Origin of the sequence: Ilumatobacter sp. (genome assembly GCF_039969435.1) — a bacterium.
Lineage (GTDB): Bacteria > Actinomycetota > Acidimicrobiia > Acidimicrobiales > Ilumatobacteraceae > Ilumatobacter_A.
Genome location: NZ_JBDVNU010000009.1, coordinates 108,770 through 123,214 on the forward strand (window position 1 = coordinate 108,770; position 14,445 = coordinate 123,214).

Consider the following 14,445-nt stretch of genomic DNA (forward strand, 5'->3'; position numbering starts at 1 on the left):
AGTCCTCCCCGTCGGAATCCGGTCCTCATCGCGGCGCGGTTCGCATACAGTTCGCCGCATGACACATCCTGCTGACTGGTATCCCGATCCCGGTGGCCGCCACGAGGTCCGCTACTGGGACGGCGACCAATGGACCGATCACGTCACCGACAACGGTGTGCAGACGGTCGACCCGCTCCCGCCGCCGGTCGTGAGGACGAGCGGACTCGACGACTTCGACCGTGCGTTGACCGTCGGGAACGAAGGCAAGGCCGAACTGATCGAGCGGCAACTGCACGACCAGGGGCACCGTGGCGTGGGCCTGACCGGCAAGGTCGAGGGCGGTGGAGGCACGATCTTCGACGAGCCGATCCTCGTCGTCAACCAGAAGGCCAAGATCCTCGAGCTGAACAACCAGTACAGCGTGTTCGACCAGCACGGACGTCAGATCGCCGCCGTCAACCAGGTGGGGCAGTCGAAGGCGAAGAAGGTCGCTCGGCTGCTCACCAGCCTCGATCAGTTCATGACCCACCAGCTCCAGGCTGTCGACGCCGCGGGCACACCGATTCTCACGATCACCCGGCCGGCGAAGTTCATCAAGTCGACGGTGATCGTCGCCGACGGTCAGGGCCGCGAGATCGGCAAGATCGTGCAGGAGAACGCGATCGGCAAGATCAACTTCTCGCTGGTGGCCAACGATCAGGTCCTGGGGTCGATCAGGGCGCAGAACTGGCGGGCCTGGAACTTCCAGATCGTCGATCACCAGGGTGTCGAGATCGCGAAGATCACCAAGACGTGGGAGGGGCTCGCCAAGACGATGTTCACCACGGCCGACAACTACGTCGTGCAGATCGCCCATCGGGCGCCCGAGCCACTGAACACCCTGATCGTCGCTTCGGCGCTCTCGGTGGACACGGCACTCAAGCAGGATTCCCGCGGGTTCGGCTGACGCCCGTCGTCCCGGTCCCTCCCGGTCCCTCCTGGACCCGACACGGCCAGAGGGGGCGCGAACGGCGTCAGTTCGGGAAGATCGCGCCGGGCACGCGCTGGAGCTTGTCGTAGGAGTCGGCCGGCTGGTTGCCCGGTCGGTACTCGAAGTGCAGGTGGAAGTTGCCGACCGACGTTCCCGAATCGCTGACGAATCCGATCACGTCGCCCTGCTGGACGCGGTCGCCCAGCTCCCACCCGTTCGCGTCCTCGGCGCTGTGGAAGTACTTGTAGGTGACGCCGTCGTCGCCCAGCAGCGTCCACCCCCAGAAGTTTCCTTCGTACCGCTTCGTCAGTTCACCGTCGACGACCGCCAGTTGCGGCGTGCCCTCGTCGGCCATGATGTCGACGCCCTCGTGGAAGTACCCGCAGCACCGCCCCCGCGTGTCGCCGTAGTTGTCCAGGACGTAGGCGCTCCACTCGTCGCCCACTCCGAGCGGGAAGAGGATCTCACCGACCTCCGGAGGCCGGAACGGCACCGTCGGCGAGAGCGAGGGGATCTCGAGCCGTCGGGCGGGCTCCAGCGCTTCGGCGCTCCGGTCGAGAGTCGACCCCGTCGCAGCTGCGCGTCCGATCCCCATGACGGTGATCAGACCTGCGCCGGCGGCGGCACCGCTGATCAGTCGACGTCGCGAGAGGAGGGCCGATCCATCGGAGCGCTCGACGCATCGATGCCCGTCGGAGTGATCGGGATCGACTCTCACGACATGAAGCGTACGAACGACGGCCGATCGAGCAGGTCGAACGGATCGGTCGGAACGTCGTCCGGTCGGTACTCGAAGTGCAGGTGGAAGTTGTCGAGCGAGCTGTTCGCTCCGCTCGTTCCGGTCTCGCCGACATAGCCGAGCACCTGACCTGCGGTCACCATGTCACCCACTTCGAGCCCTTCGGCGTGCGAATCGAGGTGGAAGAACTTGTAGATGACGCCGCCTGCTTCATCGGTCAGCGTCCATCCGTTGCCGGCGCCCGACGACGAGCCGCTGTCGACGTACTTCTTGGTGAGTTCGCCGTCGACGACGGCGACCACTTCGAGACCTCGGTCGGCCATGAGGTCCAGGCCTTCGTGACTGCGGCAGCACCCTCGCGGAGCTCCGAAGTTCCGCCCGACGTAGCACGTGTCACCCTCGCCGACGATGATCGGGAACCGGATCTGGCCGGCAACGGGTGGCGTGGTCGACGTCGGCACCGTGGACGTGGTGGACGTGGTCGACGAGGTCGGCGGGCTGACCCGATGCGCCGGAGCGAGGGCTTCGCCGGGCTCGTTCAACTGCCCCGCCGCCGCGCCGACCGAGTCGCCCGTTCTGGACACGGCGAAGGCGGCAGCGCCCAGTCCGAGGCCGACGAACAGCGACCGTCGGCCGAATCGGGCGGCGTGGGGGCCGGGCACGGCCCGGTCGGGGTGTGTGGGATCAGTCGTCATGAAGGTGGGGTGCGTGGCGTACGGGTGCCACGGAGTCTCATCGAGTTCAGGAATCGTCTGGAGAAGTCATCGGCCCAACTCCGCGACGACTTGACCGCAATCTATGACGACCCGATGACGTAAACGACATCAGATCGCAATATTTACCTCACATTGTCACCGAGACGTCGAGGGTTCCGAACCGACGCGTGCGGTCGGGCCGTCGTGTACCTCACCGATTCGACGCACCTCGACGGCAGCGCCGGGTGGGTACGTCGCTCAACTGCAGCCCGTGGGCGCGCCGAGGACGACGCCGACGATCGGGAACGGGAGGAGCGGGATCGGATCGATCGCATTCGCGCCGGTTCCATCGGGGCGCACCTCGAAGTGGAGGTGAGCGTTGCCTGCGTTGCCGGTGGACCCCATCGTGCCGAGCACGTCACCACGTCGGACGACGCTGCCGACCTCCAGACCCGGCTCGAACTCGCCCACGTGGTGGTATCGGTACGACACACCGTCACCGTCGCGCAGCACCCACGCATTGCCCTGAGACCCTTCCAGGATCCGCTGCCCGTCGAGCACGCCGTCGATGCACGACACGAGGACCCGGGGGACGTCGTCGGTGGGGAAGATGTCGATGCCACGGTGCGCACAGGCTCCGCTCGACACGCTGCGGCCGCCGAAGTTGTTCAGCGTGATCAGCCCGCTGCCCACGAGCACGGGGAAGGTCAGCAGATCGTCGAGCCGGGTTCGCACCGCCGTGCGGGTTGCCGACGCCGCGCCCGCCAACTCCGAACCCGTCGCACGGCCCGACCCGTCGTGCAGAGCGGAGAATCCCGCGATCATCGCCCCGGCACCGCCGACGAGCGAGCCCAAGAAACGGCGGCGGGTGTGAGTATCGTGAGAATTCATGGCGGGTCAGCGGGTGTTCGTGAGCGGGGTGGGCGGTGAACTCGGCACCCAGATCGCGAGCCTGCTCGAAGACGAACCGTGGGTGGGAGCCCTGGCGGGAATCGATGCAGACCCTCCTCGGAGCCGGTTCAAGCGTACGACGTTCCATCGGATCCACCCACACGAGCACGACCGGATCGTGAGCACGGTGATCGACTTCGATCCGCACGTGCTCGTCCACGTGGGCGTCTGGGAACCCAATGCGCGCGCCTCTCCCCGTCTCGCGGCCGAACTGACCGATCGTGCGGCCACCTCGATCCTCGGCGCGGCAGCCGAGTGTCGCTCGCTCGAACACGTAGTGGTCCGCAGCGCGATCACGATCTACGGACGTGATTCGCTCACTCGCCCCGACGAGGACTCGCCGATCCGCCCCACGTCGGAGTGGGGTCGCACGGTCGCCGACATCGAGCGAACCGCTGCCAGCGTGGCCGAACGTGTCGGCGTCACCGTGGGGGCCGTGCGCCTCGCACCGGTGATCGGCCCGCACGTGCCGTCACCGCTCGGGCGACTCCTGCGGCTCCCGGCCGTGCCGTTCAACGTGTTGCGTGACCCGTCGTTCGCCGTGATCCGCCAGAACGATGCGGCACGGGCGATCATCGCCGCCGCCCGCGAGCGCCTGGCTCAGCCGGTGAACGTGGTGGCGTCCGACTCGGTCAGCGTCTCCCAGGCCGCACTGCGCGGCCGTCGCGTGCCCGTCCCCACGGTCGGGCCACAGTGGGTGCTCGCTCGACGGCTGGCGCACCTCGCCGGTGCGCCCATCCCCGACCACGTCGCCGAGACGCTGATCCACGGGCGCCTTGCCGACAACGGGAGGATGCGCGAGCTGCTCGGCGTCGTCCCGCTCGAGACCACGCCCGAAGTGATCGACCACCTCTACGGCTGGCCGAGCATCGTCCGGTACCCGGCACGCAAGCAGGTCGCGTGATGACCCGATCCACACCGCTGGCCGCCGTGGTCGACCTGCCGGTCGAGGCGAACCACGTGGTCGACACCGAGGCACGTGTCGGTCGCTCGCTCGGGCGGACCGTCACCCGTACGAACCGTGTCATGACCGGAGCGATCGACGCACTGGCCGAAGCGGCGAGCAACGGCGTGCTCGCCGCCACCCGTCGCCTCACGGAAGAGCCCTCGCACGCGACCGACGACTGGGGCCGCGACCCGATGCTCGTGCGCAACATGATGTTGCTCGCGCAGATCCGCTGGGACGTCGCCACGGGAGGCGACCAGCGACTGCCCAAGCGCGCCGGTGCGCTCGTGGTCGTCAACGCTCCGTCGTGGGCCGCGAGCACCGTGTTCACGGCGTTCGCGATCAGCGAAGCCATCGACCGACCCGTCCGGTTCGTCGGTCGGAGCCCGATCCCGGTCCTGCACTCCTTCGATCGCCGCATCGGCGGCCTCCTCGAACATCCCGACGAGATCGCCGGAGCACTGCGCGCCGACGAGATCGTCGTCCTCGGTGCCGCCAGCGCCCGCGGAAGTCGCGGCGTCGGTCCGGTCGACCACTCCATCATCGGCGCAGCGCTGGCGACCGGCACGCGGATCTTTCCTGCCGGCACCACGTCGAGCCCGTTCTCCCGACGTGCGCGAGTGGAGATCGGCACGCCGACCCGGCCACCGCGCGCACGTCGCGGCCCGTTGAGCGAACTCGAGTTGGCCGATCGGATCCGCCAGGAGATTCGCGGTCTCCTCGACGAGATGGGCGACATCGTCACGGGCACCCCGCTCGACTGGTTGCCGCTCAGCGGAATCGGAGCCCACTGATGACCTACGTACGCGCCGGCGACGGTACGCGGATCCACTACGCCAAGACCGGGAACCCGAAGGGTGCACCCGTGCTCTTCATCCAGGGGCTCGGGGCCGGCAAGTCCGGTTGGGCACTCCAGCGCCTGGCGACTGCGCCGTGGTACCACGGCATCGCCCTCGACAACCGGGGCGCGGGGCGAAGCGACAAGCCGCACGGGGAGTACACCCTCGAACAGATGGCCGACGACGCGATCGCCGTGCTGGACCATGCGGGCATCGACACCGCACACGTCGTCGGTGCGTCGATGGGCGGTGCGATCAGTCAGATCCTCGCCGTGAAGTACCCGGAGCGGACGCGGTCGGTCACGCTGGCGTGCACCGCAGGCGCCAACCATCCGTGGCGCGAGGAACTGCTCACCTCGTGGAAGGACAACGCGCTCGCCGGCGGCATGGGCGCGATGAGCACCGAAGCGGTGCGGTGGGTGATCGGTCCACGTTCGTTCCGACGGTTCCTGCCCGCCATGGGTTGGCTCGGTCCACTCGCACTCGGTCGCCCGTCCCACGCGTTCGCCAACCAGGTCGACGCGATCCTCAACGTCGACGTGTCGTACGCGGACGAACTGGCGACGATCGAGGTCCCGGTCCTCGTGCTGTGCGGCAACCAGGACATCTTGACCCCACGCGGGGACAGTGAGGAGCTCGCCGAACGGATCCCCACGGCGGAACTCGTCGTGATCAGCGGTGCGGCGCACGGATTCATGGTCGAGCACGCCACCACGTTCAACAAGGTGCTGCTCGAGTTCCTCGGTCGAGCCGAGGCCGCGTGGACGGCGCGGGCCGACGGCGAGGCAGCGCGACCCCACCTGCGTTCTGCGTGACGCACGACGACTCCCGCCGGGCCAGACTCGCCCGATGACCTCCACCACGTGGGCCCCAGTCGGTCCGATCTCTCCTGAACCGGACGGACCGACTCGATGCGCACCCGGTCCGGTCTGCTCCGACGCGCACGTGCCGGAACCGATGGACGTTCCTCGGTGAAGGTCGTGATCGTGGGAGCCGGAATGGCCGGGCTCGTCGCCGCCCACGAACTCGTGGCGGCCGGAGTCGACGTGGTCGTGGTCGACAAGGGCCGCTCCGTCGGTGGGCGTCTCGCGACGCGTCGGATCGGCGATGCCCGTCTCGACCACGGCGCACAGTTCTTCACCGTGCGGACACCGGCCTTCCAGCGCCGCGTCGACGACTGGCTCGATCGAGGCCTCCTCGACGTGTGGAACCACGGCTTCGACCCCGACGCCACCGACGGTCACCCGCGCTTCGTCGCCACGGGCGGGATGAACTCGCTCGCGAAGGATCTCGCGACAGGACTCGACGGCACCTCGTGCACCATCGAGACCTCGACGATGGCCTTCACCGTGCGCCGCACCTCGACACCGAGCGACGATCCCGCCCCGCCCTGGGAGGTCGTGATCGACGACGCCACGGTGCGCGCCGGCGACGCGGTGATCCTCACCTGTCCGCTGCCCCAGTCCCTGGCGCTGCTCGTCGACAGCGACGTCGAGATGGATTCGACTCTGATGCGCACCGAGTACGACCGCACGATCTGTCTCCTCGCCACCCTCGACGGACCTGCCGCGCTTCCCTCGACCGGTGCCGTGCAGGGCGGTGACGAGGTGTTCGGATTCATCGGCGACAACCGGTCCAAGGGCGTCAGCCCCGTCGACGCGATCACCTTCCACGCCGACCCCGAATGGAGCGAAGCACACTGGGACGACGACGCGGAGGACCTGCTCGAGCTCCTCGTCCACGAAGCCCGACGCTGGCTCGGTGACGCATCGATCGTCGAGTCGCAGGTGAAGAAGTGGCGTCTCGCCGCGCCGCGCTCGATCTGGCCCGATCCGTGCTGGACGTCAGCAGACGGGACCATCGTGATGGCCGGCGACGCGTTCGCGGGGCCGAAGGTCGAGGGCGCCCACAACTCCGGTCTGGCCGCCGCCCACGCACTGCTCTCCTGAGGGAGCCCCGTCTCCGTTCGGATTCGTCGGAATCAGCCGTCCGGCGCTTCGACGTCCGGGTCGATCAGAGGGACGATCGACGTCGACGGCGGGACGAACGTCGCGTCCAGATCACCGTCGTACTCCTCGACCTCCGCGGGCGGGACGTACTCGCCGCCGCACCGGACCTGTGAGACCTGCCGGGTCTCGAGGTCGACGATCGTGGTGCTGTTCGGGCCGAACCGACGCAGGAAGTCACTGAAACTGGGGATGTCCTCGCCTGCACACGAACCACCCTCGTCGCTGTCGCGGTCGATCACCGGCGGATACGGGATCTCCCAACCGTTCTCGAAGAGGGCGTAGCCTTCCTGCAGGTCGACGATGGGCGGGAACTCGACGGTCTCGCGTGGCGCCTTGGGCAGGATCGCGAACCACACGACCGCTTCACCGAGCACGTCGGCGAGCACGACGCACCGATCGGGCAGGGCGATGTCCCCGCAGGAGATCTCGCCCGGGGTTCCCGGCGCCACCCGCAGCACCCTGAGTCCGGCTTCGTCGAGCACCGCATCGAGCACGCCGACGGTCCGGCCGTCGGGTCCGATCTCGAAGTCCTCCGATCGTGTGATGCTCCGAGCCGATTCGACCACATCGATGCGACGCTCGATCACGTTGCCGTCGGCGTCGCGGTTCGACGGGCCGGCGATGGCGAGCGAGCCCTGCTGATCGGCGCTCGCGAACACCGCATCGACACCGACAGCGAGCAACGCGAGCGCGGCGATGGCAGCCACGAACCGCAACGTCAACACCTGTCTCACCCGGTTCACGGTACCGAGCCGACGCGCCCGGCGAGCGGCACACCCACCCGAGAATCGGGCGAACACCAAACGGTGTCAGACACCGGATGACAGACACCGGATCACACGGCGTGAGGACCGGACCGTCGCAACGTCTGTCATCCGGTGTCTGACACCGTTTGGATCATCGTGGGATGGTGCTGTTCGGTCAGGCCGTGTGGACGGCCAATGCGGCGGCGCGCGAGGCGGCGTCGGCGATCCGGTCGATGACATCGTCGGTGTGGGCGAGCCCGACGAAGATCGCCTCGTACGCCCCGGGAGCCATTGCGACCCCCTCGGCGAGCATCGCCTGGAAGAACCGTGCGTAGGCGGCCTCGTCGGTCGTCCTCGCGTCGTCGAAGTTCTCCACCGGGTTCGCCGCCTCGTCGCCGCACACCATGCCGATCAACGTTCCGACCACGGGGAACCGTGCCGGGAATCCCGCCGACGCACACGCGTCTCGCAGCAGAGCCGCCAAGCGTCGTGCGCGAGCGAGCAACTCGATGTAGGCCTCGTCGGTGAGCAGGTCGAGCGCAGCAAGTCCCGCCGCAGTGGCCAGGGGGTTGCCCGAGAGCGTGCCGGCGTGGAACACCTTGCCCAGGGGCGACAGGTTCTCCATGATGTCGGCGCGGCCGCCGATGGAACCGATCGGCAGACCACCTCCGATCACCTTCCCGAAACAGGTGATGTCGGGCACGATGTCGTAACGCTGCTGCGCGCCGCCGGGTGCGAGACGGAAACCGGTGATCACCTCGTCGAAGATCAGCAGCGCACCGACCCGGTCGCACTCGGCGCGCAGCCCCTCGAGGAACCCGGGCACCGGGGCGACGACGCCCATGTTCGCCGCCACGGGCTCGACGATCACCGCAGCGATCTGATCGGTCAACTCCGGCACCACGTTGTAGGGCGCGACCATCGTCTCGGCGACCGACGCGTTCGGAACGCCCGCCGTTCCCGGCAACCCGAGGGTGGCGATGCCGCTCCCACCGGCCACCAGCAGCGCATCGGTGGCGCCGTGGAAGTTTCCGGCGAACGTGACGATCCGGTCGCGTCCGGTGACGCCACGGGCGAGGCGGATCGCGGTGCTCGTCGCCTCGGTGCCCGAGTTCATCAGGCGGACGCGCTCGCAGCTCGGCACCCGGGCGGACATCTCCTCGGCGAGCTTCATCTCACGCGGCGTGGGGGCTCCGTACGAGGTGCCGTCGGCTGCGGCCGCGCTGACCGCAGCGGTGATCGCGGGGTGTGCATGACCCAGGATCACCGCGCCATAGCTCTGCACCAGGTCGAAGTACGTGGTGCCTTCGACGTCGGTGACGGTGGCGCCCTCGGCGCGGGCGACGACGTAGGGCTCGCCGCCGACGCTGCGGAACGCCCGAATCGACGAGTTCACGCCGCCGGGGATCACGGCCTTCGACCGGGCGAACATCGTGTGGTTGCTCGGCACGCCGGCGCCGGTACACACGGTCGGGGAGCACCCGGCAGCGACGCACGCCTCGGGGTCACACAGCGGGATGGTGGATGGGGTCATGGAGATCTCCGTTCGGTGGAGTGGGTCAGGGGTGTGGAGTGGGTCAGACCCCCTCCACACCTCTCTCGGCGAACCAGCGCGTGAAGTAGGTGAGGATGATGTTCGCTCCGGCGCGCTTGATCGCCGTGAGGTGTTCGAGTGCCACGGCGTCGGCATCGATCCAGCCCCGCTCGCCGGCAGCGTGGATCATTGCGTACTCACCGCTCACGTGATATGCCGCGACCGGCACGTCGACACTGTTCGCCACTTCGCTGATCACGTCGAGATACGCGAGCGCCGGCTTGACCATCACCATGTCGGCCCCCTCGGCGATGTCGAGTTCGACCTCGCGCATGGCTTCGCGGACATTGCGGTGGTCCTGCTGGTAGCCCTTGCGATCGCCGTCGTCGGCGATCGTGACGTCGACCGCATCGCGGAACGGGCCGTACAGCGCGCTCGCATACTTCGCCGAGTAGGCGAGGATCGCCACCTCGGTGTGGCCCGCATCGTCGAGGGCCTCGCGGATCACGGCGACCTGCCCGTCCATCATCCCGCTCGGGGCGACGACATGGGCGCCCGCATCGGCTTGCGCGACCGCGGCCCTGGCATAGATCTCGAGGGTGGCGTCGTTGTCGACGACCAGAGCACCGAGGCCGTTGTCGACCACGATGCCGCAGTGCCCGTGGGACGTGTACTCGTCGACGCACAGGTCGGCCATCAGCACCATGTCGTCACCGTGGTCGGACACGAGATCGCGCAGTGCGACCTGCACGATGCCGTCGGGGTCGTAGGCGCCGCTGCCGACCGCGTCCTTCTCGGCCGGGACCCCGAACAGGATCACGGCCTTGACTCCGAGGGCCTTCAGCTCGGCCACCTCGGCACGCAACGACTCACGCGTGTGCTGGACCACCCCGGGCAGCGACTCGATCGGCTGCGGTTCATCGATGCCCTCGCGCACGAACAGCGGAGCGACGAGGTCGTCGACGCGGAGGTGGACCTCGGCCACCAGCGCCCGCATGGCCGCCGATCGCCGCAGTCGTCGGGGTCGGTCGATCGGCGCACTCACCCACCCGAGCCTACGGCCGGGGTGGCGTCGGGCTCCAGCGACGACCGACGAGGAGTTGTCGGAAAACCCGCCGTGGCTGGTCGTCCCCTGCGCCGACCCGTCCGACTCGGTGCGCGATCGGGGCGACGGGTCCGCCTCGATTGCCCTGATGTGACGGTGAGAGGCGAGTAACTTCGACCCGTGTCCGTCCAAGCATGGTTCTCCAACGACGACCTCGCGATCGATCCCGGCTCGTCGATCGAACTCAAGCTGTCGATCCAGAACCTCGGCGATGCCACCGAGAGCTACACGATCGTGCCGAGTGGTCTGAACGCCGACTGGGTCACGGTCGACCGCGGCAGCATCACCCTGTTCGGCGGATCGCTCGACGTGATCGACGTGACCGTGGCGGCGCCGAAGCTTCCGTCGACCTCTGCAGGCCCCACGGTGACCGGGGTCCGGATCATCCCGAGCGCGGTCCCCGACGACACGATCGTCGCCGAGACCACGCTCGACGTCCAGTCGTTCGACGACCGCCGGATCGTCCCCCTCCAACCGGTGATCCGCGCCCGCCACCGGGCCAACTACGAGTTCATGGTCGAGAACCACGGCAACGGGCTGGCGAGCTGCCGCGTGCGACTCATCGACCCGACGAACAGGGTCGACGGGGATTTCGACCCCCCGGCCGTGGGCGTGGCGCCGGGTGGTGCCAGCCTCGTGCGACTCAAGGCGAAGGCCCGGCGCGGGGTGTTCCGTCGTGCGACCCGGCAGCTGGACTTCGAGATCGAGGCCGAGCAGCCCGGCCACGACCCGTCTGCCGCGTCGTTGTCGATGGTGCAGCCGCCCACGTTGTCGATGGCCTCGGTCGTCCGCGCGCTGGCCGTTGCCGCGATCGTCGGTGCCGCCATCGGCGCCTGGTTCGGCGTGATCCGGCCCGAGATCCGCGACGCTGCCGCCGATCAGGTCGACGAACGATTGTCCCAGTTCGACGCAGCCGTCGACGAGATCGCCGCGGGGAACGACGTCGCCTCACCCGTCACCACACTGGCCGAGGGCGAGGACCCCGACGGAGCGGCGAGTCCGGATCCCTCCGAGCTGATCGGAGAGCCCGACTTCCTGCGTCTCAGCGTCTCTCCTCCTGCACTCGAGACGAACGACGACGTGTTCACGGTCCCGCCCGGCACCATCTACGACCTCACCGAGGTGCGCATCGAGAACGCGAACAACGACGCCGGCCGAGCATCGCTGTTGATCAACGGTGAGGAGGCCTACGTGTGGTCACTGGCCAACATCCGCGGCTCGGTCTTCGAACCGAGCCTCACCCCGATCCGCCTGCAGCCGGAGGACAACGTGACGTTCCAGGTCCGGTGCGACACCGTCGGTGACCCTGGTACCGGTACCTGCTTCAACGCCGTCAACCTCGCCGGCCTGCGCATCGTCGTCGACGAGATCTGACCCGCCGAGGCGAGCCGGCCGGGTCGATCAGCCCAGGCCGAAGCCGGGAAGGCCGACGACCTGGTGTTGGTCCTCCAGCACCCTCACGGGCGCACTCGCGGCGGCGCCCGAGGAGGACTGCACCACGATCGTGCGACTGCCGCCCCGCTCGTCGGCGTCGACCGGGACGCTCACGGTGAAGTCGCCGTTCTCGTCGGTGGTCGCCGTGACGGAGGAACTGGGTCCGTCGCCGAACACGATGGTGACCTCGGTGTTCGGCGGGTACTGGGAACCGGTGGCCACGAAATCGCGGCCGGCGTCGACCGATTCGGTGTCGATGGCGAGCACGGGAGCGAACTCACCGTCGCCCGCCAGGATCATCGTCGTGTACTGGTCGTCGGCGGTGGAGAGTTCGACGAGGGCGGTGCGGCGCCCGGAGTCGGTCGGGGTGAACGTGACGCCGACGCTGCAGATCGCTCGCGGGTTGAGTGGTCGGAAGGCGCAGTTGTTGCTCGTGAACTCGAACTCCGACGCATGGGTCCCGGTGATCTCGAAGGACGTGATCGTGGTCGGCGCGAAGGCGATGTTCGACAGGTCGAACACGAACTCGACGCTGGGTTCGCCCACGACCACGGTGCCGAGGTCGGCGCTGGCCGGTTCGATCCGCAGAGCCGGGTTGCCACCTTCGCCTCGGACCTCGGAGGACACCGACGTGGCGCCGAAGCCTTCTTCGGCGACGGTCACCGTGGCGCTCGACGGTCCGGGCGCCCCCGGCGTGTAGGACAACGTGACCTGGCAGCTCCCGCCGGCCGGGACGCTCGCCGCGAGCAGGCAGGTCGTGGTCTCTTCGTTGACCTGGAACTGCGGACTGCTGACCACGACCGACGTCGGCTGGAACGACGACGGCCCGTCGTTGATCACGTTGATCCGCCACTCGTCGCTGCGCAACCCCACGAGGGTGGTGCCCATGTCGACGTCGGGGAGCGAGAGCAGCGGGGTGCCGGAGCGGGCGACGACCTGGCGACCGGGTACGGCGTCGGGCCCGATCAGGTCGGTTGCGGCTGCGGTGTCGAACACGACCGTCCGGCCGAGGTCGCTGATGTCGGGATGCGCATGGACACCCTGGGTGGGGAGCACGCCGTCCGCTGCGGTGGTGAGGCGCGACAGTCGCCCGTTGCGCACCTCGGCGAGCAACAGGTCGCCGTCGTCGCCGCTGCCCGTGGCGGGCACCTCGATCAGTTGCAGGTTGGTCGCCTTGGTGACGAATGCGACGAGTTGGCCGTCGGAGGAGATCGCCGGTTGCGACGACGGTCCGGTACCGGCCACGCCGGGGTCGGTGTCGTCACGAACGCTGATCATCGACACCACCGTGGCGTCACCGTCACCGATCTCGCCGTCGTCGTCGGTGTCGCGGTCCGCGACGTACACCTGGGTCGGGCACCCGTCGACGCAGTCCGGGTAGGTGGCGTCGACGAGGACGCGGTCGTTCGACGTGAATGCGACGTTCATGCCGTTGCGGGACAGATCGGGCTCGCCAGCACCCGACGACGGGGTCCCGTCGGGGTGTTCGCTGATCAGGTCGACTGCGAGGAACGGGTCGGGCTGGTCGATGTCCCAGACGAAGACCTGCGACGTCGCGGGTCCGCCGTCGACCACGCCCGGAGCCCATCCCGGGACGGCCTCCGACGACGTGGCATCGGAGCGATACGCAATGCTCGTTCCGTCGGCCGACAGCGAGGGCTGGTCGAGCCCGCCGTGGACGAAGGTGTCGACAGGCGAGTCGGCCGGCGAACCTGCAACGAAGCGCGAGCGGCCGGGGGCGTCGACGGGCACGGTCACGTCGACGAGGGAGATCGTGGTGATCGCACCGGGTTCGAAGAGGTGGTCGGCCGGGTGCGTGTAGGCCACGATCGTGCCGCTGCGTGAGGTGGTGGGAGAGGCGAGCGTGACGTCGTCGCGGGCGAGCCCGCCGGAGCCCGGTCGGCTCGACACCAACTCCCAGTTGCCGATCGTTCCGCCGCAGTGCGGCAGCGTCGAACGGTAGACGTCCCACCTTGCACCCGTGTCGTCGTCACGGAACACGTCGAGTGCCATCTCGGTCACCGCCGAGACGGTGCAACCGTCACCCGAGATCACCGGGAACATCGTCGAGCCGGACCGCAATCCTGCGGGGACGGCACTGAGTTCGGTCGTCACGCCCGTGTCACGGTCCGTGAGGTACACCGAGGCGATCCGCGTGTCGCCCTCGGCGGGGGGTGCGCCGTGGAACACGACGTAGCGTCCATCGCCCGAGACCGACGGGCTCGCACCCACGGAGTCCCCGACGGCGCTGTGAGCGCTCGGCGCGACGGCTTCGAATTCGGCCTGCGTGAGGGTGACACCGGGCAGAGCGCCGACCCCGTTCGAACTCGTCGACAGCAGCAATCCGGCGAACAGCGCGCTCGAACCGGCCAACGTCCGACGCCTGGTGCGTCCGGTGCGGCGGGTTGCGGCCACGTTGCTCCTCGTCTTGATCGGTGGGCACACCGGGTTCTTCACCCGATGGGCCGTCTTCTCGGCGGAAAGTCTGCCAGGAA

13 protein-coding genes are annotated in these 14,445 nt (G+C 68.6%); 6 read left to right on the forward strand and 7 right to left on the reverse strand.

The features are described from left to right. The first annotated feature begins 58 nt into the window (after positions 1-58). Positions 59-928 (forward strand): phospholipid scramblase-related protein, encoded by an 870-nt coding sequence (locus tag ABJK40_RS04675; protein WP_348482820.1) that lies wholly within the window; start codon positions 59-61, stop codon positions 926-928. Between the two features lie 67 nt (positions 929-995). Here the strand turns inward: ABJK40_RS04675 and ABJK40_RS04680 are convergent, their stop codons facing one another. The 3 genes from ABJK40_RS04680 to ABJK40_RS04690 all read right to left on the reverse strand — a co-directional run bounded on the left by ABJK40_RS04680 (position 996) and on the right by ABJK40_RS04690 (position 3,211). Beyond that, complete coding sequence (locus ABJK40_RS04680; RefSeq protein WP_348482821.1) at positions 996-1,670, reverse strand: M23 family metallopeptidase; 675 nt, start codon at positions 1,668-1,670, stop codon at positions 996-998. Further along, positions 1,667-2,386 (reverse strand): M23 family metallopeptidase, encoded by a 720-nt coding sequence (locus ABJK40_RS04685; protein ID WP_348482822.1) that lies wholly within the window; start codon positions 2,384-2,386, stop codon positions 1,667-1,669. The genes ABJK40_RS04680 and ABJK40_RS04685 overlap by 4 nt, the downstream gene beginning before the upstream one ends. A 258-nt stretch (positions 2,387-2,644) precedes the next feature. Then, a complete protein-coding gene (locus ABJK40_RS04690) occupies positions 2,645-3,211 on the reverse strand; it encodes a M23 family metallopeptidase (protein ID WP_348482823.1) in 567 nt (188 codons plus the stop codon). A gap of 64 nt (positions 3,212-3,275) precedes the next feature. Here ABJK40_RS04690 and ABJK40_RS04695 point away from each other — a divergent pair, with 64 nt between their 5' ends. The 4 genes from ABJK40_RS04695 (at position 3,276) to ABJK40_RS04710 (ending at position 7,071) form a co-directional block, all read left to right on the forward strand. After that, complete coding sequence (locus tag ABJK40_RS04695; RefSeq protein WP_348482824.1) at positions 3,276-4,241, forward strand: NAD-dependent epimerase/dehydratase family protein; 966 nt, start codon at positions 3,276-3,278, stop codon at positions 4,239-4,241. Beyond that, entirely contained in the window at positions 4,241-5,077 is an 837-nt protein-coding gene (locus tag ABJK40_RS04700; RefSeq protein WP_348482825.1) for a hypothetical protein, read from the forward strand. The genes ABJK40_RS04695 and ABJK40_RS04700 overlap by 1 nt, the downstream gene beginning before the upstream one ends. Beyond that, positions 5,077-5,937 (forward strand): alpha/beta fold hydrolase, encoded by an 861-nt coding sequence (locus ABJK40_RS04705; protein WP_348482826.1) that lies wholly within the window; start codon positions 5,077-5,079, stop codon positions 5,935-5,937. Before ABJK40_RS04700 ends, ABJK40_RS04705 begins: the two co-directional genes overlap by 1 nt. A 96-nt stretch (positions 5,938-6,033) precedes the next feature. Next, positions 6,034-7,071: an FAD-dependent oxidoreductase gene (locus ABJK40_RS04710; protein WP_348510171.1), complete on the forward strand. Its 1,038-nt coding sequence runs from the start codon at positions 6,034-6,036 to the stop codon at positions 7,069-7,071. Between the two features lie 32 nt (positions 7,072-7,103). Here the strand turns inward: ABJK40_RS04710 and ABJK40_RS04715 are convergent, their stop codons facing one another. From ABJK40_RS04715 to hemB, 3 genes are all read right to left on the reverse strand, one after another. After that, positions 7,104-7,865 (reverse strand): hypothetical protein, encoded by a 762-nt coding sequence (locus ABJK40_RS04715; protein WP_348482828.1) that lies wholly within the window; start codon positions 7,863-7,865, stop codon positions 7,104-7,106. A 187-nt stretch (positions 7,866-8,052) separates the two neighbouring features. Next, positions 8,053-9,411: a glutamate-1-semialdehyde 2,1-aminomutase gene (locus tag ABJK40_RS04720; RefSeq protein ID WP_348482829.1), complete on the reverse strand. Its 1,359-nt coding sequence runs from the start codon at positions 9,409-9,411 to the stop codon at positions 8,053-8,055. A gap of 43 nt (positions 9,412-9,454) precedes the next feature. Further along, positions 9,455-10,456 (reverse strand): porphobilinogen synthase, encoded by a 1,002-nt coding sequence (hemB, locus tag ABJK40_RS04725; protein ID WP_348482830.1) that lies wholly within the window; start codon positions 10,454-10,456, stop codon positions 9,455-9,457. Between the two features lie 180 nt (positions 10,457-10,636). Between hemB and ABJK40_RS04730 the strand changes: the two genes are divergently transcribed. Then, positions 10,637-11,890 (forward strand): hypothetical protein, encoded by a 1,254-nt coding sequence (locus ABJK40_RS04730; protein ID WP_348482831.1) that lies wholly within the window; start codon positions 10,637-10,639, stop codon positions 11,888-11,890. Between the two features lie 27 nt (positions 11,891-11,917). On the opposite strand, the gene ABJK40_RS04735 is transcribed toward ABJK40_RS04730, so the two are convergent. Further along, positions 11,918-14,365 (reverse strand): choice-of-anchor D domain-containing protein, encoded by a 2,448-nt coding sequence (locus ABJK40_RS04735; RefSeq protein WP_348482832.1) that lies wholly within the window; start codon positions 14,363-14,365, stop codon positions 11,918-11,920. Positions 14,366-14,445: the final 80 nt, after the last annotated feature.